The following is an 18343-nucleotide window of genomic DNA, read 5'->3' as shown; positions in this document are numbered from 1 at the left end:
CGAAACCCGCGCGTGGCGCCGACCGTTCGCCCGGGAACCTTCTAACATGCGGTGACGCCGACGACACCGTCGGTCACCGCCTCGTGTTTGGGAGCCCCCGTGCGCCACCGCCTGTTCCGCGTCGCCCTCGCCTCCGCCGCCGCCCTCGGCCTCGCCACCGCGACCGCCCCCGCCGTCCACGCGGACCCGGCCGCCCCCGCGGCCGCCCACTGCGCCAAGGGCCACCTCTGCCTCTTCGAGGGCCCGCACCAGACCGGCCGCATCCTGCTCGACGAGGACGCCCACATCACCAAGAGCGGCTTCCAGCTGCGCGAGCTGGACGACATCGAGCCGCCGATCCACCCGCTCTCCGCCGTCAACCCGCTCCCGGACGACTTCGGTTGCATCATCCGCCTCAACGACGAGCCCCACTTCGGCGGGGACGAGCAGGAGCTCGTCGGCATCGGCAGGCACGAGCTCGACGGCCGCCGGGTCGGCTCGCTCACCTCCGACTGCGGCTGAGGCCCCACGGAATAATTGGCATCTCATCCTCCCGGACCGTCAACTACAGTCCCTCCCACCTGTACGGAACGAGGGGGCGGACATGACGGTCCGGGACGACCACAAACAGCTGACCACCAACACCGCGACCAGCGAAGCCGCGTGCGCGGCAGGCCTCACCCCCGAGGAACTCAGCGCCTTCAGCCGCACCCTGGGCCGGCTGCGCGGCCTCCCCTCTCACGACCGCACCCGGCTGGTCGCCGAGCGCCAGCTCAGCTCCTTCGTGATGGAGAGCCGCAAGCGCCGCCGCCAGGAGACCAAGGACGCCGTCCGGCAGGCCGACGCCGAACTGCTCGCCGCCACCGCGACCGGCGCCCGGCAGCGCCGCGAGGACGCGCCGCTCGCCCCGGCGGGAGGGCCGGTCGGCGAACTGCTCGTCCCGCGCAAGTGCTACGTCTGCAAGCAGGCGTACCGCCGGGTCGACGGCTTCTACCACATGCTGTGCCCGGACTGCGCGGCCGACAACACCGCCCGCCGCGACCTCTCCACCGACCTGCGCGGGCGCCGGGCGCTGCTCACCGGCGGACGGGTGAAGATCGGCTTCCAGCTCGCACTGATGCTGCTCCGGGACGGCGCCGAGTTGATCGTCACCAGCCGCTTCCCGCAGGACACCGTCCGCCGCTTCCGCGCCGCCGAGGGCAGCGGGCAGTGGCTGGAGCGGCTGACCGTGGTCGGCATCGACCTCCGCGACCCGCGCCAAGTCCTCGGCCTGACCGAGCAGTTGCGCGCCGACGGCCGACCGCTGGACATCCTGGTCAACAACGCGGCCCAGACCCTGCGCCGACCGCCGGAGTCCTACGCCCTGCTGGCGGCGGGCGAGTCCACGCCCCTGCCGGGCGCCGACCGCCGGGCGATCACCCACGCCCCCGGGTTCCGGCCGACCGCCATCGCGGGCCAACTCCCGTCCGGGGCCGGGCCCCTGCTGGACCTCACCGACGAGGCCGGGCTGCTGCCCGACCTCGCGCCCGCCAACTCCTGGTCCGCCACGCTCGGTTCGCTCGACCCGGCGGAGCTGCTGGAGACCCAGCTGGTCAACTCCCTGACCCCGGCCCTGCTCTGCGACCGGCTGCTGCCACTGCTGCTCGCCTCGCCGCACCCCGCCCGCTACATCGTCAACGTCACGGCGGTGGAGGGCCGGTTCGCCGTCCGCAACAAGACCGCGCGCCACCCCCACACCAACATGGCCAAGGCCGCGCTCAACATGCTCACCCGCACCAGCGCCGCCGAACTCGCCCCGCAGGGCGTGCACATGTGCGCTGTCGACACCGGCTGGATCACCGACGAGAACCCGGCGCCCAAGAAGACCCGGATCGCCGCCCGGGGCTTCCGCACCCCGCTGGACATCGTGGACGGCGCGGCCCGGGTCTACGACCCGATCGTGCGGGGCGAGGCCGGGCACCCGGTGTCGGGGGTGTTCCTCAAGGACTACCGGGTCGCCGAGTGGTGACGTGGTGAGGTGGTGACGGCTCAGGTGTCGTAACAGCCGTCCCAGGGGGCGTGGAAGCCGAGGCCGTCAGGGCGGAGCTCCACCCAGGGGCCCTCGTCCTCCTCGTCGGCCTCGTCCTCGTCGGCCTCCTCGTCGTCGAGGACGAGGCCGAAGAGCACACCGTCGACCTCCACGGAGAACTGCGCGATCGCGATGTCCCCGTACGCGCGCCCGGGCAGGGCATCCAGCCACTCGTCCAGCAGCCGACGGGCCTCCGCCGCCGTGCCGACGGCCCGGATGCTCGACTCCAGGTGCCGGCCGTCCGGGTCGAAGCGGTGCAGCACGGCGTACGGCCGACCCTCGGCCCACACGGCCGAGGCGAGGAACTGGCCGCCCTGCCAGCGGCCGATGGTGTCCGTGCGCCAGTCCGGCTCGTGCCGGATCGGGATCAGTGCGGGTACGTTCATGTTCGAACCCTAGGCCCGACCTGCGGAGTCGGCCCGGCCGGGGTACTCCCCCGGCCGGGCCGGGCCGTCATGCGGTGATCAGCGGCCGGTCGGCAGGTTGGCCCCGCCGGTGCAGTCGAACACCACGCCGGTGACGAAGGTGTTGGCGGCGAGCATGTGGATCGCCCGGGCGACGTCCTCGGGGCGGCCGACCCGGCCGACCGGGGTGGTGGCGGCCAGTCCGTCGAAGAGGGCGGTGCGCTGCTCGGCGGGGACGCGGTCCCACCACGGGGTGTCGATGACGCCGGGCGAGACGGCGTTGACCCGCAGCGGGGCGAGCTCGACGGCCAGCGGCGGGACCATCGCCTCCAGGGCGCCGTTGATAGCGGCCAGTCCGGCGGTGCCGGGGATGGCGGCGCGGGCCGAGGCGGCGGTGATCAGGGTGATCGAGCCGTCCTCGCGCAGGTGGGGCAGGGCCGCCTGCACGACCTGGACCTGGGGCCAGAACTTGGCGTTGAAACCGGTGGCGAGGTCGGCCAGGTCGAGCTGGGCGAACGGGCCGCTGCCGGCCGCGCCGCTGACCGCGACCACCAGGTGGTCGACGGTGCCGAGTCCGGCGAAGAAGTCCGCGACGGCGGCCGGGTCGGTCGCGTCCACCGGGTGGCCGGTGGTCTTGCCGCCGATCTGGGCGACGGCGGCGTCCAGCCGCTCGCGGTCGCGGCCGGTGACCACGACCTCGGCGCCGTCGGCCGCGAAGGCGGTGGCGCTCGCCTCGCCGATGCCCGAGCTGCCGCCCATCACGACGACGCGCTGTCCGGCGAAGAGGTTCGTTGCAGTGCTCATGGTTCTGGCCCTTCCGGCTCGTTCAGGAACTTATCGAGACCCATGGTTCCGGTAATGATGTTTGTCGAGACTGCTAGTCTTGTCAAGTGGGAGCAGAAAGACCGGGGGCAGGAAGAAAGGGACCTCACCCATGAACGAGACCGACCCCCGGGCCGCCCGGCCGCACACCGGCCGCCGCCGCAACGAGGAGGCCCACCGGGCGATCCTGGACGCGGCACTGCAGCTGCTCGCCGAATCCGACGGCACGCCCGTCACCATCGACGCCATCGCCCGCGCGGCCGGCGTCGGCAAGCAGACCGTCTACCGCTGGTGGCCCTCCAAGGGCGCCGTCCTACTGAACGCCCTCACCGACCGCGCCGACCAGGACGTCGCCGACCACCCGGACACCGGCGCCCTGCGCACCGACCTGCGCGCCTTCATCGGGACCACCTTCGACGCCGCCCAGCAGAGCACCACCGCTTCCGCGCTGCGCACCCTCGTCCGCGAGGCCGCCCGCGACCCGCACCTGGCCGAGCTGATGCAGACCTTCACCGCCACCCGGCGCGGCGCGCTGCACGAGCTCCTCGCCCGCGGCCGCGAGCGCGGCGAACTGGCCGGCGACGCCGACCTGGACCTGATCGTGGACCAGGTCTACGGGGTGTTCTGGTACCGCTTCCTGCTCGGCCACGGCCCACTGGACGCGGCCGCCGCCGACCGCCTCGCCGACACCCTGGTCACCGGCAACGACTGACCGGCAACGACAGTCCGACGGCGACGGACCGGCGACGACGGACCGGGCGCGCCCTACCCGGGTGCGCCCCGGCGCCGGACCAGCGGCAGGTACACCTCGTCGACGATCTCCACCAGCACGTCGTCGGGCGCGCTCGGCACGCCCCGGACGACGAACTCGTTGCGCAGCAGCACCACCGCCACCGTCGCCACCCGGGGGTGCAGCACCTCCGGCGCCGCCTCGCCGCGGGCGACGGCCCGGCCGAGCACGGTGAGCCAGGGCGCGGCCGCGGCGTCGCCGGACTGGTCCTGCAGCTGCGCCAGGACCTCGCCCGCACCGCCCGCGGCGGCCAGCAGGTCGCGCAGCACGCCGCCGAGCGGGGAGCTCCAGTGCCGGTTCGCCTGGCGCAGCAACTCCAGTGCGTCGCCCCGCAGTTCACCGGTGTCGGGGAGCGGCGCGGCCTTGGCGAGCTGCTTGTAGCCGGCGATGCCCAGGGCGAGGCGGTTCGGCCAGCGCCGGTAGATGGCGTTCTTGTTGGTGCCCGCGCGGGCGGCGACCCGGTCCATGGTCAGCCCGGCGTACCCGGACTCGGTGAGCTCCGCGACCGCGGCCGCCAGGATCGCCTCCTCCAGCGCCGCCCCGCGCCGCCGCGTCTGCCCGGCCATGCTCCCGCTCCGCCCTCGCTGCCGCCCGTACCGCCCCCATGCTTACTTGCCATCCCACCCCGAGGGCAACTACGGTACTTGCCGTACCGTAAGTTTCCGATCCTCCACGAAGGCAGGAGACCATGCGCGCCAAGGGAATAAGCTACGACACCGGGTTCATCAGGAACGGATCGTACTCTCGCAAGCTGTTCGACCCGGAGGTCGTCGAGCGCGAGCTGCGGATCATCCGCGACGAGCTGCACTGCACCGCCGTCCGGATCATGGGCGGCGACCCGGACCGGATCGAGCTCGCCGCCGGGTACGCCGCCGCGCTCGGGCTGGAGGTCTGGTTCTCCCCGTACCCGCTGGAGCTGACCACCGAGGAGATGCTGCGGCTGTTCGCCGACTGCGCCGAGCGCGCGGAGCGGCTGCGGCGGAGCGGGGCCGAGGTGGTGTTCGTGGCCGGCGCCGAACTGAGCCTGATGAACCCGGGCTTCCTGCCCGGCGACACCACGGACGAGCGGGTCGCGCTGCTCGCCCGGCCGGAGGAGGTGCGGAAGCACCTCGGGGCGGTCAGCGGCAAGGTCAACGCCTTCCTCGGCGAGGCGGTGGCCACCGTCCGCGCGCGCTTCGACGGGCCGCTCACCTACGCCGCCGTCCCGCTGGAGCGGGTCGACTGGACGCCCTTCGACCGGATCTCCCTGGACCTGTACCGCTCCGCCGAGATCGCCGACCGCTTCGCCGACGGCGTCCGCGACCTGACCACCCAGGGCAAGCCGGTCGCCATCACCGAGTTCGGCTCCGCCACCTACCGGGGCGCGGGCGACCGGGGCGCGCTCGGCCTGGAGATCGTCGAGTACGACGCCGACGGCCCGGTGCGCCTCGACGGCGGGTACGAGCGCGACGAGCCCGCCCAGGCCGGGTACGTCCGCGAGCTGCTGGCGGCCTTCGACGCGGGCGGGATCGACGCCGCCTTCGTGTTCACCTTCGCGCTGTACGACTTCGTCCACCGCCCGGACGGCGATCCGCGCGAGGACCTCGACCTGGCCAGTTACGGCATCGTCAAGGTGTACGAGGACCGCCCGGGCGACGCGTTCCCCGGCCTGCCCTGGGAGCCGAAGGAGGCCTTCAGCACGGTCGGCGAATACTACCGGACGCACTGACGTACCTGACTCATTGACGCGCTGACGCACGCGTGCCTGCGCGGGAAGTCGGCCGGTCCGACTTCCCGCGCGGGCGCTGATGCAGGCGCCGTCAGGGCGTTCAAGCGGTGCGACGGCGGTAGTAGGCGACGCCGAGGGCGATGGTGATCGGCCCCCAGAGCGCGGCCGGGCTGACGCAGACCCGGCACAGCGCCTCCCACCAGCCGTTGCTGAACCCGACCTCGTCGAACACCCCGGCCCAGGCCAGCGGTTGGAGGCCGAAGAGCCCGAACAGCACCAGCCCGCCCAGCACCGTCGCGATGAGCGGCCCGAGCGGCGGCACCCGGCGCCCCCGCAGGAACGGCACCCAGCGCGGGAACACCTCGCCCCAGCCGCTGACCAGGCCCAGGGTGAGCAGCGCCAGCGCCTCGGTGATCAGGCTCAGCCCGAACACGTACGGAGTGGCCCACCAGACGTAGGGGCCGGCGGCCGGATCCACGGTGCCCATCCGGAAGTCGAAGGCGAACGGCAGCCGCCACAGGCAGTGCGGCAGCAGGATCAACGGGAGGGCCCTGGCCAGGCGCAAGGCCCAACGGGGGACGGGGCGTTCGGTGTCACCGACGGGGATGTTCTTCAGCATGGGTCCACCCTCGCCCCGGCCGCCCCGCCGCCACCTCGACCGCGCGGCCGAACCCCCTCCCCCGGCAGGGCGATCTACGCATGCGCCAGAAGGCTGACGTACCCCCGCTCCGGGCGCTCCGGCCGGGCCTGTTCCAGCCGGGTGGTGACGGTGAACCCCGCCCCGCCCAGCAGCGCGACCAGGCGTCCGGCCGGGACGAGGTGGGAGGCCCAGGACACCGGGTGCCCGTACGCCGAACTCGGCCGGGACTCCTCGTCGCCGGTGTGCCCGCCCAGCAGCAGGTGCCCGCCGGGGGCGAGCACCCGGTGGAACTCCGCGAACAGCGCGGGCAGTTCGGACTCCGGGGTGTGGTGGACGGAGTACCAGGCGAGGATGCCGCCGAGGCTGCCGTCGGCGGCGTCCAGGGCGGCCATCGGGCCGACGGCGAAGCGCAGTCGGGGGTACGCCCGGCGGGCGAGGGCGATCATCCCGCCCGACACGTCGACGCCGTGGGCGGAGAGCCCCAGCCCGTTCAGGTACGCGGTCACCCGCCCCGGTCCGCAGCCGAGGTCGGCGACCTCGGCGCCGCCCGCTTCCCGGACCAGCTCGGCGAAGGCGGCGAGCATCGCGCGCGAGAGCGGGTCCATGCCCTCGGGCGGGACGACGCGGCGGAGGTAGTCGGCCGCGACGGTGTCGTAGGACTCGCGGACGGCGGTGAGGTGGGCGGGTTCGGTCATCGCGTCACACTAGCCATCGCGTCACACTATTCGGCCTTCGCGGCCTTGGCGGCCCTGGCGGCGCGCTCGGCGAAGACCTTCTCGCGGCGGTCGGCGGTCTGCTTCATCATCCGCTTGCGGTCGCGGGCGGAGAGCCGGTCGAGGTAGAGGCCCCCGTTCAGGTGGTCGGTCTCGTGCTGGAGGCAGCGGGCGAAGTAGCCGGTGCCCTCGATCGTCACGGGTTCGCCGTGCTGGTCGACGCCGTGCACCACGGCGCGGGCGGGGCGGGCGAGGCGGGTGTTGGCGCCGGGTACGGACAGGCAGCCCTCGACGTCCTCGATCAGCCGGCGGCCGGGCTCCTGGTCCTCGACCACCGGGTTGAGCACGTGTCCGACGTGCCGGACGCCGTCCTCGTCCGTGCAGTCGTAGACGAACAGCCGCAGGTCCACGTCCACCTGGTTGGCGGCGAGGCCGCAGCCGTCGGCGACGTACATGGTGGCGAACATGTCGTCGACGAGCCGGGCCAGTTCCGGGCTGCCGAAGTCCTCCTCGCCGGCCGTGCGGCAGGTGCGGCCGAGGATCGCCTCCCCCACCTCGGTGATCCGCAGGACGGTCGGACGCTCGCGCAGCTCGGACACGGGTGCTCCCCTTCGATGGACTCGTTCATGGACTCGTTCGATGGACTTGCTGTCAGCTTTGCAAAGTAGCAGACTTTGCAAAGTGACCGAAGACCTCGTCAGATCCGGTGCCCTCCCCCAGCACGCCGTGCGCACCGCCCTGCTGGAACTGCTCGCCGAGCTCGGCACCCTCACCTCCACCGAGGCGGCCGCCCGACTCGGCCTCAGCTCCGGTCTGTGCTCCTTCCACCTGCGGCAGCTCGCCCGCTACGGGCTGATCGAGGAGGCCCCGGCCGTCGACGGCCGGGCCCGCCCCTGGTGCCTCCCCCGGACCGGAACCCAGGCCGAACCGCCCGTCCAGGAGGACGAGTTCAGCGAACTGGCCCGGGGCCTGGAGGACGAGAGCCACCGGCGCTGGCTCGCCCACCGCACCCAGGCCCCCGCCGAGTGGCAGCAGGACGAGGCGTTCAGCGCCGTCGTCCACCTGACCCCGGCCGAACTGGCCGCCGTCGGCGCGGAGGTGCGCGGGATCCTCGCCCGCTACCGCGACCGCGAGGCCGACCCGGCCGCCCGGCCCGCCGGGGCCCGCCCGGTCGCCGCCGTCACCCGGCTCTTCCCCCTGCTGGAAGGGCACTGAGACCGCCGGGCCGACACCAGAACCGGACGGACGTTCGGTGCGTCCGTTTGAGGCGTGATCAGTGCGGTACTCGGCGGGATGCCGATGTTCTGGCCCGGACTGCTGCTCTCGCTGGTACCGGCGGCGCTGCTGAACCGGCAGGTGGGGCGGCTGCTCCGGGCCCATTGGGTGGTGGGCTTCCTGCTGCTGCTCGGCCTCGGCGGGGTCGTCGTGGCGACGCTGCTGCCGGAGGCGTTCCGGCTGTCTGCGGACGCCGTGCGGCACTGCACCGTCGAGGGGGCGCGGCCCCGTTCGCCGCACCAGCTCCTGCACGTGCGGCACATCGAGCTCAAGCTGGCGACCTACGCCCCGGTCGGCTTCGCGGCCGCCCTGGCCGGGACCAGGCGGCGGGCGGTGGTGGCGCTGCTGGGCGCGGCGGTGCTGCCGTTCGCGGTGTCGGCGGTGCAGTACGCGGTGCCGTCGATCGGGCGGGCCTGCGACGTGCAGGACGTCTGGGACGGCGTGCAGGGGGTCGTCCTGGGGGCGGCGGTGGGGCTGGCGCTGGGGCCGGTGGTCCGGCGGGTGGCCCGGGCGCGCACCGCGGGCTGAGCGCCGTCACTGGACGACCAGGTACCGCTGCTCGCTCCCCCCGCTGACGCAGCCCCCGCCGGTGGCCGGCCCGCCCGTGCAGTCGCCCGGCCCCGAGGTGAAGACGGTCCAGATGTACACGCCGGGCAGCTTCGGCGTGTACGTGATGCTCTGCGCGGTCTGCCAGGGCCGGTGGTCCCAGTCGGTGGCGCCCGGCGTCAGGATGTTCACCGTGGAGGTGGTGCCGGCGGTCGCCCAGTCGAACTCGACCGGCTTGCCCACCGGGACCACCTGCTGGTCCTTCGGGAAGACCGGGATGGGGGCCGAGGGGGCGGACTTGACCGGGTTGGTGGTCGCCTGGTCCTGCTCCGTCTGCACGTTGAGGTAGCGGGTGGCGCTCCAGCCGCTGCCGATGCTGCCGCTGGAGGCGTTGGCGCCGACCACGGCCCACTGGTACACGCCCGCCTCGGTCGGCTTGAAGGTGCAGTCGGCGGAGGTGAGCCAGCCGGAGGCCTGCCAGGGCTGGGTGCCGTGCCGGGTGAAGACCTTGGTCACCGCGCCGGCCTTGTCCCAGCTGAGCACCAGCGAGCGGCCCAGCGTCAGGGTGTCCCGGTCGGCCGGGGTGAGCAGTCCGGAGGCGTGCGGGGTGCCGTTCGGCACCGCGGCGGGCGGGCCCTGGTTGGCGCTCGCGTCGCCCCCGGGACCGCCCGAACCCCCCGAGCCTCCCGAGCCCCCGGAGGCGCCGCTGGATCCGCCGGTCACGCAGTCCGGCGGGCCGCCGTCGTCCTTGGCGACCACGAAGCCGCCGTTGTCCAGCCCGCTGCCGCCGCCCTTGTCGTGCTGCAGGTACACCGGCACCAGCACCGCGGCCGCGATCAGCGCCAGCGCGCTCGGCAGCACGATCCGCAGCCGCCGCGCCCGGCGCCGCCGGGCCGCCGCCTCCGAGGGCTCGGTGCGCGCCCAGCCGCCGGCGCCGTACGGGTCCGCGCCCAGCAGGGTCGGCACCCGGGTGGACGGCACCCGCCCGGGCGGCGCCGACCCGGGGCCCGGGCCGGGCGCGACCAGCGGCGCCTCCGGGACGGCGGGCCGCACCCGCAGCGCCTCCGGCAGCCAGGAGCCGGTCGGCCCGTCGTACCCGGGCGGCCCGAGCCGCTCCACCAACTGGGCGGGGGTGGGCCGGTCCTCGGGGCGGCGGGACAGACAGGCGGCGACCAGCGGGCGCAGCGCCTCGGGCACCTCGCTGAGGTCGGGCTCGGTGTGCAGGATCCGGTAGAGCAGCACCTGCGGGTCGCCGCCGTGCCCGTACGGGGCGCCGCCGGCGGCGTGGCAGAGCACCCGGCCGAGGCTGAACAGGTCGCAGGCGGGGCTGAGCGGCTCGCCCGCGATCTGTTCGGGGGCCATGTAGCCGGGGGTGCCGATGACGGTCTGGGTACGGGTGATCGAGGCGCCGTCGAGGGCGCGGGCGATGCCGAAGTCGATGACCCGCGGGCCGTCGTCGCTGAGCAGGACGTTGGAGGGCTTGAGGTCGCGGTGGACCAGCCCGACCGCGTGGATCGCCGCCAGGGCCTCGGCCAGCCCGGCGCCGAGCACCCGTAGGACGGGTTCGGGCAGCGGGCCGTGGGCGGCGACGGCCGCCTCCAGGGACGGGCCGGGGATGTAGGCGGTGACCAGCCAGGGCGGGTCGCCGTCCGGGTCGGCGTCGACCACCTGGGCGGTGTGGAAGCCGCCGACCCGCCGGGCGGCCTCCATCTCGTGGGTGAAGCGGAGCCGGAAGCGGGGGTCGGTGGCGAGGTCCCAGTGCACGCACTTGACCGCGACCAGCCGCCCGCCGGGCGAGCGCCCGAGGTACACGACCCCCATCCCACCGCTGCCGAGCCGGGCCAGCAGCCGGTAGCGGCCGCCGACCGTCGTCGGGTCGGTGGGTCTCAACGCCTCCACGTCCACCCCCGGCGTGCGCGTTCCACGTTCCACGGTCCGTGGGGCCGACGGCAGTTGAGTACACGTCAGTTGCTCGGCCCCGCACGGGGAATCATCTCAGCAGCACGCCTGCGGGGCCAGATCACGAAGGCAAAGAGATGGCCCCGCCCCCGCCGCAGGGCCCGCAGAACCCGCGGGACCCGCGGGACCCGCAGGACCTCAGTGCGGGATCGAGGAGATCAGCTCGTGCGCCCCCTGCCGCTTGAGCGCCAGGGCGACGGAGGTGCCGAGGTCCTCCGGGCTGAGCACGCCGGCCCACTCGTGGGCGTCCAGCACCCGCTTGCCGTCCGGGGTGAAGACCCGGCCGCGCAGCGAGAGCCGCCCGTCCGCCTCGGCCCGGGCGAAGCCGGAGATCGGGCTGTTGCAGTGGCCCTGCAGCACGTGCAGGAACATCCGCTCGGCCGCCGCCTCGCGCCAGGTGTCGTGGTGGCCGAGCCCGGTGACCGCCTCGATGGTCGCCGCGTCGTCCTCGCGGCACTGCAGCACGAGGATCCCGGCGCCGATCGGCGGGCACATCTCCTCGATCGGGAGGACCTCGGTGATCCGGGCCCGCTCGCCGATCCGCTCCAGCCCGGAGACGGCGAGCAGCAGCGCGTCGACGTCCCCGGCGGCCAGCTTGGCGAGCCGGCTGTTGGCGTTGCCGCGGATCGGCACGCACTCCAGGTGCGGGTGGGAGGCGGCGAGTTGGGCGATCCGGCGGACGGAGGAGGTGCCGATCCGGGTGCCGGGCGGGAGTTCGGCCAGGGTCAGGCCACCGGGGTGGACGAGCGCGTCGCGGATGTCGTCGCGGCGCAGGTAGGCGGCGAAGACGGTACCGGCGGGCAGCGGGCGGTCGGCGGGCACGTCCTTGAGGCAGTGCACGGCGACGTCGGCCTCCCCGGCGAGCAGCGCGGCGTCCACCTCCTTGGTGAACGCGCCCTTGCCGCCGAGGGCGGCGAGGTCCCCGGTCCAGCGGTCGCCCGAGGTGGTGACCGGCACCACCTCGGTGCGCAACCCCGGGTTCAGTGCGGCGAGTTCGGCGCGGACCCGGTCGACCTGGGCGAGCGCCATGGGCGAGGAGCGGGACACGATGCGGATCAGCTCAGCGGTGGCCATGGCGCGATGATAGGCGCTCGAACACCCTCGGCTGACCTCACGTCAGCTGCTCGGCGTAGCGGCGGAGCGCCACCGTCGGCTGGACGTCCGCCGCGTCCCACCCGGGACTTCACTCGTTGTGCAGCACCTCGGCGATCGGCAGCCGGGCCGCCGAGCGGGCCGGGACGAGCGCGCCGAGGACGGCGATCGCCACGCCCGCGAGGGCGAGGGCGGTGAGCAGCGGGACGCCCCAGACGTCGATCATGCCGTCCGTGAAGTGGATGATCCGGACGTGCTCCACGATCAGCCGGTGCACCAGGATCCCGAGCGGGATGCCGATGATCCCGCTGGCCACGCCCTGCCAGGCCACCGAGGTGACGGTCATCGCGACGACCTGCCGGGGCGTCATCCCGATCGACTTCAGCATCCCGAGGTCGCGGCGGCGCTCCCGGATGGTGAGCAGCAGGGTATTGAAGACGCCGAGCGCGGCGACCACCGACAACAGGACGGTGAAGACCGTGCTGAAGGTCTTGATCGCGACGATCGGTCCCACCGAGCCCGGCGTGACCACCGAGGTGGACAGGCTGGGGTCGGCGGCGTTGACCGCGTCCTGGTAGGCCTTGACGTCGGCGCCGGCGGCGAGCCGTACGTCGTACTCGACCACGTGCGGGTCGGGGGTGAGCAGCGCCCGGGTGGCGGCGTTGGAGGTGATCGCGTTGGCGTTGCCCTCGACCTCCAGGCCGACCAGGGTGACGGTGGCCTGCTTCCCGTCCAGCAGCAGGGTGACCTTGTCGCCGAGCTTGAGGCCGTGCTGGTCCAGGAAGGCCGGCCCGGCCTCGATCTCGCCCAACCCGCTGGCCGGGCGGCCCTCGACCACGTTCAGCCGCCGGTGGTCGACCATGGCGTCGCCGCCGTAGAAGTTGGCGAAGACCAGCTGGGGCTGGCCCACCAGGCCGACCCGGACCAGGCCGCGGACCGAGACCTGGTCGGCGCCGGGGGTGGCGTGCAGCATCGCCTCGGTCTGCTCCTGGGTCAGCCGGGGCGCGATCTTGTTCTCCGAGAAGGCGCTGGTCAGCACGTCGATGTGGGTCTTGCCGTCCGGCGCGGCCATGGACCTGGCCAGGGTGCTGCTCACCCCGGTGGTCACGGTCACGGTGACGACGCCGAGCACGATCGCCGCCATGGTCAACGCGGTGCGGGCCGGGCGGGCGAAGGGCTGGCCGAGGCCGAGGCTGACGGCGCGCGGCAGCCGGGTGCCGCCCAGCCAACGCTGGACCTTGAGGCCGCGCCCGGTGCGCGGCGCGCTGCCGGCCGAGATGGCCTGGGCGGCGGAGAGCCGGTGGGCCCGCGAGGCCGGGACGAGCGCGGCGAGGGCGACCAGCAGCGGGACGCTGACCAGGGTGGCGACGGGCAGCCAGCCGGCCGGCTCGATCACGGCGGTGCCGGTCGCGATGCCGTTGAACGCGGTCTGGAGGATCGGGTACGCGGCCACCCAGCCGGCCGCCGTGCCGAGGACGGTGCCGACGACGGCGGGCACCGAGACCATGGTCAGGTAGACCGTGACCACCTGGCGCGGGGTGAAGCCGATCGACTTGAGCACCCCGATGTGCCGGTAGCCAGCGACCACCGCGCCGCTCACCACGTTGCCGACGATCAGCGCGGCGACGATCAGGCCGAGCACGCCGAAGACCGTCATCAGCGGCAGGAAGGCGTCGGCGCCCGCCGAGAAGGCCTGCTTGAGCACCAGGTAGGACTGCCCGCTGGCGACGGCGTCCTTGGGCAGGCCCTCGGTGGCGCCGGCGAACGAGGCGGTGAGCTGCTGCTCGGTGCCCGCGTCGGTGAAGCGGTAGAGCATCTGCCGCCCGGTGGGGTGCAGGGCGGCCGCCTGCTCGGGGGTGACCCAGCCGCCGGAGGACTGGCTCATGTCGGTGGCGAAGCCGACGATGGTGAGCTTCAGCCCGGTGCTGGTGGTGATCGGCGTGCCGAGGAACTTCGCCGACCCGCCGCCCGGGGTGTCGATGACCACCTCGCCGGGTGCGGTGGCCCAGCGGCCGGTCAGCACCTCCACCCGGTCCACCGGCGCGGCCGCCGGGTCGGGCCGGCCGACCAGGGTCAGCGGGCCCGGCGCGTGGCCGACCCAGTCGGTGGGGATGGTCACCACGGCCTGGTCGAAGGGCCCGGCCGCCGCCTCGACACCCGGCCGGTGGGCGGTGGCGGCCAGTTGCTCCGCCGAGGCCTTGGCCGGGTCGAAGAGGGCGCTGACGTGCGCGCCGCGCTCGCCCTCGAAGGCGGCGTCGAACGGGGCCCGGGCGGCGCTGATCACGGCCAGCGCGAGCAGCACCGTCGCGGTGGAGCAGAAGACGACCAGGCCGATCACGATGGTCTGCACCCGGCGGCGCTTCACGGCCGCCCGGGAGGCCCGCCACACCGCACCACTCATGCGTCCACCTCGCTGCGCTCGGCGGCCGCTTCGCGGAACCCGCACCTCTTGATGATTCGCTCGCTCATGACGAGACTCATGACTGGCTCTCCAGCATCCGCTCGCGCGCCACCTTGCCGTCCGCGACCTCGACCAGCCGACTGGCGCAGCGGGTGGCCAGGTTGGGGTCGTGGGTGACGATCAGCAGGGTCTGCCCGATCTGGTTGAGGTCGATCAGCAGGTCCATCACCTGCTCGCCGGAGCGGCTGTCCAGGGCGCCGGTCGGCTCGTCGGCGAGCAGCAGCGCCGGACGGTTCATCAGGGCGCGGGCCACCGCGACGCGCTGGCGCTCGCCGCCGCTGAGGGTGGCCGGGTAGACGTCCTTGCGGTGCGCGACGCCGAGTTCGTCCAGCAGCTCGAGCGCCCGGCGGCGCGCCTGCTTGGCGCTGGTGCCGGTGAGTTGGGCGGCCAGGGCGACGTTGTCGAGGGCCGGCAGGTCGTCGATCAGGTTGAAGAACTGGAAGATCATGCCGATGTTGCGGCGGCGGAAGAGGGCCAGGCCGTTCTCGTTCAGTCCGCCGAGGTCCTGCCCCTGCACCCGGACGGTGCCGGAGCTGGGCCGGTCCAGCCCGGCCACCATGTTCAGCAGGGTGGACTTGCCGCACCCCGAGGGGCCCATCACGGCGACCGCCTCACCCGCGCGGATCCGCAGGTCGACACCGTCGAGCGCCTTGGCGTCGCCGAACTCCTTGTGCACCCCGGACAGCTCGACGACGAACGGCGCTTCGTCGTGGCGGGTGGTCCCGTCGTGGTCGTTGCTCATGGTCGATGACGGTAGGGGCGGCGGCCCGGGCCGGACGTCCCACCCCGGGTGTAACCGCAGGTGGCCGTAGTACCCGGGATGTACGGGAGCGGCACCCCCGGATGACGTGGATCATGAACCGACCTGGGAGGCTTGCCCTCGTGTGGGGAACGGGGACGGACTGGATAGCGGTCGCGACGGCGGCCACCGCCTGCGCGGTCGCCGGTTGGCTGGGCGTCGCGCTGGTACGGGCGCGCCGGCGCTACCGGGAGGCCATCGGCGAGCGCGGCTGGCTGCTGGAGCGCGAGCGGGAGAGCGCCGCGAGCGCCGCCGTGGACGCCGAACGGGTGCGGATCGCGGCCGAGTTGCACGACATCGTCAGCCACAACGTGAGCCTGATGGTGGTGCAGGCCGGGGCCGCCCGCGAGGTGCTGGCCACCATGCCGGAGGAGGCGGCGGCCGCGATGGGCGCGGTCGAGGCGGCCGGGCGGGACGCGATGACGGAGCTGCGGCACCTGCTGGGCCTGCTCGCCCCGGCCGCGGACGGCAGCGAGGAGCCGTCGCAGCCGGACGGCTTCGCGCCGCAGCCGAGCCTGAGCCGACTGAGCCCGCTGATCGACCGGTTCGCCTTCGCCGGACTGCCGGTGGAGGTGCGGGTCTCCGGCGAGCCGCGGCCGCTGCCCGGCGGCATCGACGTGACGGCCTACCGGATCGTCCAGGAGGCGCTGACCAACGCACTCAAGCACGGGGACGGGGTGACGGCGGAGGTGACGGTGCGGTACGCGGACCACTACCTGCGGGTGGAGGTGCTGAACAGCGGCCCGAGCGTGCTCTCCGGCGCGCCCGCGCCGGCCCCCCGGCAGGCCGACGGCGCCGGGCGCGGGCTGCTCGGCCTGCGCGAGCGGGTCGCGGTGTACGGCGGGGACCTCGACGCCCGGCGCCGGATCGGCGGCGGCTACCGGGTCCGCGCCCGCATCCCGCTGGACCGACCCGTGAACGCCCTGGACCGGCCGTGAACTCCCTGGAGGGGACCGTGGAACCCGATGAGCAGCGCCGCCCCCGGGTGGTGATCGCCGACGACCAGGAGCTGGTCCGCACCGGCTTCCGGATGATCCTCACCGCGCGCGGCATCGACGTGGTCGCCGAGGCCGGCGACGGCGCCGAGGCGGTGGCCGCCGCCACCCTGCACCGGCCCGACGTGGCCCTGCTGGACATCCGGATGCCCACCATGGACGGCCTGGAGGCGGCCCGCCGGATCCTGGCCTCGGTGCCCGGCTGCCGGGTCATCATGCTGACCACCTTCGACCTGGACCACTACGTCTACGCGGCACTGTCCGCGGGGGCCAGCGGCTTCCTGCTCAAGGACGTCACGTCCGCCCATCTCGCCGCCGCCGTACGGCTGGTGGACACCGGCGACGCGCTGCTCGCCCCGTCGATCACCCGTCGGCTGGTGGAGCGCTTCGCGACCGGCGCCCCGCACCCGGCCGCGCGCGGCGCCGGGGCGCCGCGGCTGCACCGCGACCTCGCGCCGCTCACCCCGCGCGAGGTGGAGGTGCTCGGCCTGCTCGGACGCGGGCTGTCCAACGGCGAGTTGGCGGTCGAACTGACCCTCAGCGAGTCGACGGTGAAGACCCATGTGGCCCGGATCTTCGCCAAGTTGAACCTGCGCGACCGGGCCCAGGCCGTGGTGCTCGCCTACGAGACCGGACTGGTCGCACCGGGCGCGAACGACTGACCGTCAATTCACGTCCACCGCACGATAATTCGCATGACAATCAGCTATCTCACTCATTAGGGGGAACGGCTCGAAGGATTCACATTTTTGCCAGTCCATGGGGGAACATCTGCGTATCCGCGCCCGAGCCGAGAGAGAACCGTCCGGGCGGCATCACCCGCAGGGACGAAGACCATTGGACAGGCCCGTGACCACCACCACCCCCGCGTGGGACTGCCCCTTCCACCACACCGACGGCCTGGAGTTCGACCCCCTCCTCAAGCGGCTGCTCACCGAGGCCCCGATCGCCAGGATCCGACTGCCGTACGGCGCGGGCGAGGCCTGGCTGGCCACCCGCTACGAGGACGTCAAGCTGGTCACCACCGACCGCCGGTTCAGCCGCGCCGCGGGCATCGGGCGCGACCTGCCGCGGATGACGCCCGCCACCATCGCCCAGGCCGAGTCGATCAACCTGATGGACCCGCCCGAGCACAACCGGCTGCGCCGCCTGGTCGCCCAGGGCTTCACCAACCGCCAGGTCGAGCGGATGCGCCCCCGGACGCAGGCCATCGTCGACGGCTTCCTCGACGAGATGGAGGAGCACGGCGCCCCCGCCGACCTGGCGCAGTTCCTCTCCGCCCGGCTCCCCCTCCACACCATCTGCGAACTGCTGGAGATCCCCGCGCCGGACCGCGACCGGCTGCGTGCCTGGGCGGTCGCGATGATGCGGATGGGCCCCGGCAGCCGCGAGGGCCAGGAGGAGGCCAAGGCCGGCCTGCGCGCCTACTTCACCGCGCTCACCGCCGAACGCCGGGCCCACCCCGGGGAGGACTTGGTCAGCGCGCTCGCCACCGCCCGCGACGGCGAGGACCTGCTCGACCCGGACGAACTGGCCGTCATGGCGATGGTCCTGCTGGTCACCGGCCACGACACCAGCACCTACCAGCTGAGCAACATCAGCTACACCCTGCTCAGCCACCCCGAACAGCTCGCGAAGCTGCGCGCCCAGCCCGAGGCGCTGCCCCGCGCCCTGGAGGAGCTGCTGCGCTTCATCCCGTTCCGCCAGGGCCCCGGCATCGCCCGGATCGCCACCGAGGACGTCGAGCTCGGCGGCGTGCTGATCCGGGCCGGCGAGCCCGTGCACGTCTCCTACCTCACCGCCAACCGGGACCCAGCGGCCTACGAGCACCCCGACGAGCTGCGCCTCGACCGCACCGACGGGCCCGTCAACATGGCCTTCGGCCACGGCCAGCACCGCTGCCTCGGCTCGCACCTCGCCCTGATGGAGCTGCAGGTCGCCATCGGCACCCTGCTGCGCCGCTTCCCCCGGCTGCGACTGGCCGTCGACCCGGCCGAACTCGACTGGAACTCCGGCTCGATCTGGCGCTTCCCGCAGACCCTGCCGGTCGCCTGGTAGCAACTCCCCCTCGACACACCGTTCCCGCACTGGG

The 18343-nt window shown here is 73.8% G+C and carries 19 protein-coding genes; 9 read left to right on the top strand and 10 right to left on the bottom strand.

Annotated elements, in window-relative coordinates; translation table 11 throughout:
* The first annotated feature begins 99 nt into the window (after window positions 1–99).
* The gene (locus tag ACFVXG_RS29540) at window positions 100–501 is read left to right on the top strand and encodes a hypothetical protein (protein ID WP_387931614.1); all 402 of its coding nucleotides are present in this window, start codon (window positions 100–102) and stop codon (window positions 499–501) included.
* A gap of 82 nt (window positions 502–583) precedes the next feature.
* Entirely contained in the window at window positions 584–1987 is a 1404-nt protein-coding gene (locus ACFVXG_RS29535; protein WP_387931612.1) for an SDR family oxidoreductase, read from the top strand.
* Window positions 1988–2007: 20 nt separating this feature from the next.
* Here ACFVXG_RS29535 and ACFVXG_RS29530 read toward each other — a convergent pair whose 3' ends face one another.
* On the bottom strand, window positions 2008–2433 hold the full coding sequence (locus ACFVXG_RS29530; RefSeq protein ID WP_387931611.1) for a hypothetical protein: 426 nt from the start codon (window positions 2431–2433) through the stop codon (window positions 2008–2010).
* Between the two features lie 78 nt (window positions 2434–2511).
* Window positions 2512–3255, bottom strand: coding sequence for an SDR family oxidoreductase (locus tag ACFVXG_RS29525; RefSeq protein WP_387931609.1), 744 nt, complete (start codon window positions 3253–3255; stop codon window positions 2512–2514).
* Between the two features lie 130 nt (window positions 3256–3385).
* Between ACFVXG_RS29525 and ACFVXG_RS29520 the strand changes: the two genes are divergently transcribed.
* A complete protein-coding gene (locus ACFVXG_RS29520) occupies window positions 3386–3985 on the top strand; it encodes a TetR/AcrR family transcriptional regulator (protein ID WP_387931607.1) in 600 nt (199 codons plus the stop codon).
* Window positions 3986–4038: 53 nt separating this feature from the next.
* Here the strand turns inward: ACFVXG_RS29520 and ACFVXG_RS29515 are convergent, their stop codons facing one another.
* On the bottom strand, window positions 4039–4629 hold the full coding sequence (locus ACFVXG_RS29515) for a TetR/AcrR family transcriptional regulator (protein ID WP_387931605.1): 591 nt from the start codon (window positions 4627–4629) through the stop codon (window positions 4039–4041).
* Between the two features lie 122 nt (window positions 4630–4751).
* Here ACFVXG_RS29515 and ACFVXG_RS29510 point away from each other — a divergent pair, with 122 nt between their 5' ends.
* Window positions 4752–5771: a hypothetical protein gene (locus ACFVXG_RS29510; RefSeq protein WP_387931603.1), complete on the top strand. Its 1020-nt coding sequence runs from the start codon at window positions 4752–4754 to the stop codon at window positions 5769–5771.
* 100 nt (window positions 5772–5871) lie between these two features.
* Here the strand turns inward: ACFVXG_RS29510 and ACFVXG_RS29505 are convergent, their stop codons facing one another.
* The 3 genes from ACFVXG_RS29505 to def all read right to left on the bottom strand — a co-directional run bounded on the left by ACFVXG_RS29505 (window position 5872) and on the right by def (window position 7723).
* Entirely contained in the window at window positions 5872–6390 is a 519-nt protein-coding gene (locus ACFVXG_RS29505; protein WP_387931601.1) for a hypothetical protein, read from the bottom strand.
* A gap of 74 nt (window positions 6391–6464) precedes the next feature.
* Window positions 6465–7106 carry a class I SAM-dependent methyltransferase gene (locus ACFVXG_RS29500; RefSeq protein ID WP_387931600.1) on the bottom strand — a complete coding sequence of 214 codons (642 nt, stop codon included), beginning with the start codon at window positions 7104–7106 and terminating at the stop codon, window positions 6465–6467.
* Between the two features lie 26 nt (window positions 7107–7132).
* A complete protein-coding gene (gene def / locus ACFVXG_RS29495) occupies window positions 7133–7723 on the bottom strand; it encodes a peptide deformylase (protein WP_387931598.1) in 591 nt (196 codons plus the stop codon).
* A gap of 82 nt (window positions 7724–7805) precedes the next feature.
* Between def and ACFVXG_RS29490 the strand changes: the two genes are divergently transcribed.
* Together ACFVXG_RS29490 and ACFVXG_RS29485 are read left to right on the top strand one after the other, a co-directional pair.
* Complete coding sequence (locus ACFVXG_RS29490; protein WP_387931596.1) at window positions 7806–8339, top strand: helix-turn-helix domain-containing protein; 534 nt, start codon at window positions 7806–7808, stop codon at window positions 8337–8339.
* Between the two features lie 54 nt (window positions 8340–8393).
* Complete coding sequence (locus tag ACFVXG_RS29485) at window positions 8394–8927, top strand: hypothetical protein (protein ID WP_387931595.1); 534 nt, start codon at window positions 8394–8396, stop codon at window positions 8925–8927.
* A 6-nt stretch (window positions 8928–8933) separates the two neighbouring features.
* On the opposite strand, the gene ACFVXG_RS29480 is transcribed toward ACFVXG_RS29485, so the two are convergent.
* The 4 genes from ACFVXG_RS29480 to ACFVXG_RS29465 form a co-directional block, all read right to left on the bottom strand.
* On the bottom strand, window positions 8934–10877 hold the full coding sequence (locus tag ACFVXG_RS29480; RefSeq protein ID WP_387931594.1) for a serine/threonine-protein kinase: 1944 nt from the start codon (window positions 10875–10877) through the stop codon (window positions 8934–8936).
* A 165-nt stretch (window positions 10878–11042) separates the two neighbouring features.
* A complete protein-coding gene (hemC, locus tag ACFVXG_RS29475; protein ID WP_387931593.1) occupies window positions 11043–11978 on the bottom strand; it encodes a hydroxymethylbilane synthase in 936 nt (311 codons plus the stop codon).
* A 109-nt stretch (window positions 11979–12087) separates the two neighbouring features.
* A complete protein-coding gene (locus ACFVXG_RS29470; RefSeq protein ID WP_387931590.1) occupies window positions 12088–14397 on the bottom strand; it encodes an ABC transporter permease in 2310 nt (769 codons plus the stop codon).
* A 76-nt stretch (window positions 14398–14473) separates the two neighbouring features.
* Window positions 14474–15199 (bottom strand): ABC transporter ATP-binding protein, encoded by a 726-nt coding sequence (locus ACFVXG_RS29465; protein WP_387931588.1) that lies wholly within the window; start codon window positions 15197–15199, stop codon window positions 14474–14476.
* 140 nt (window positions 15200–15339) lie between these two features.
* Between ACFVXG_RS29465 and ACFVXG_RS29460 the strand changes: the two genes are divergently transcribed.
* The 3 genes from ACFVXG_RS29460 to ACFVXG_RS29450 all read left to right on the top strand — a co-directional run bounded on the left by ACFVXG_RS29460 (window position 15340) and on the right by ACFVXG_RS29450 (window position 18309).
* Window positions 15340–16194: a sensor histidine kinase gene (locus ACFVXG_RS29460; RefSeq protein ID WP_387931586.1), complete on the top strand. Its 855-nt coding sequence runs from the start codon at window positions 15340–15342 to the stop codon at window positions 16192–16194.
* Between the two features lie 17 nt (window positions 16195–16211).
* Window positions 16212–16913: a response regulator gene (locus tag ACFVXG_RS29455; protein WP_387931585.1), complete on the top strand. Its 702-nt coding sequence runs from the start codon at window positions 16212–16214 to the stop codon at window positions 16911–16913.
* Between the two features lie 187 nt (window positions 16914–17100).
* A complete protein-coding gene (locus ACFVXG_RS29450) occupies window positions 17101–18309 on the top strand; it encodes a cytochrome P450 (RefSeq protein ID WP_387931584.1) in 1209 nt (402 codons plus the stop codon).
* The last annotated feature ends 34 nt before the right edge of the window (window positions 18310–18343 follow it).

This window comes from Kitasatospora sp. NPDC058162 (genome assembly GCF_042884005.1).
Taxonomy (GTDB): domain Bacteria; phylum Actinomycetota; class Actinomycetes; order Streptomycetales; family Streptomycetaceae; genus Kitasatospora.
Note: the sequence above shows the minus strand (reverse complement) of the source record. Positions and strands in the feature narration are given on the sequence as shown.